The 891-nt window shown below is 44.0% G+C and carries 1 protein-coding gene; it reads right to left on the reverse strand.

The window, feature by feature from the left end; genetic code table 11:
- Positions 1 to 632, reverse strand: a 632-nt coding sequence (locus E2I14_RS19185; protein WP_133331555.1) for a hypothetical protein, incomplete at its 3' end; no start/stop codon positions are given.
- Positions 633 to 891 lie beyond the last annotated feature (259 nt).

Consider the following 891-nt stretch of genomic DNA (forward strand, 5'->3'; position numbering starts at 1 on the left):
AACAACACTCCATTTCGATGTTTTACTTTACTGAATCCACCTTCTGCAGGATGCACAATAGTTGTCATTGCTTTGTGAAGACGTGCCTTGACCGACTCCATGCCATGGATATCGTCGAAACAGATATCGGCGCTTCGTGCTTGAAATTTGATGGTAGCTGACGAAGGAGAATGGCTGGTTGTTGCTAGCGCGAAGCTATAGTGAGGCATGGCGACTGCTTGTTCTACAACGGTGCGTTCTTGGTAAAGTAGCGCCTCTCCCTCTGTAAAATAGTTGCATCGTACAGATGTGATTTTGGTGGAGGCAAGCAGTAACATCACTAGTCCTATCCATCCCAAGAGACTTGGCAGTGTGGCGAGTGCCCACCACATCACTGCAAATTTGAACAGCACGATGCCATAACAAGTCAGCACATCCCGCAGTGTTTTATGCAAAGCCGTGCGCCAGAAAAAATAAACTAAGATTACGGATAAAAAGAGCTCTGCGGCGAATCCTGTATACGTGCGAGGAGACTCGATTAGCGCGAGGTCCACTTGCCAAGATAAATATAAAATCGCCCAGACGATTAAACCAAAGAGAGGGAGTAGGTAGATGGGTTCGCTTGCAGGTTTGAGTTGATTAAGGATGGACATATCTCGGTAAGTCGGTAGTTGTTGATTCTCCCTAATCTACAAGATTTTTTTAAAATACAAGTCCCCCTCTAATCGACCTAGTCGATTGACAACATCGTCAGGATTCCTAATGGAATTAATTTAACCAACTAGGATATTAAGATGCAAATTAGATTGTTGGCCAATTCGTGGTTAATGACTGATCGTGCGAACTGTGAACGTGACGAAATGAATTTTTTCGGGATTGCCGGATGTTGGACTTTTTATTTTTGTTTTGCAG

Origin of the sequence: Sapientia aquatica (assembly GCF_004358105.1) — a bacterium.
Taxonomy (GTDB): domain Bacteria; phylum Pseudomonadota; class Gammaproteobacteria; order Burkholderiales; family Burkholderiaceae_D; genus Solimicrobium; species Solimicrobium aquaticum.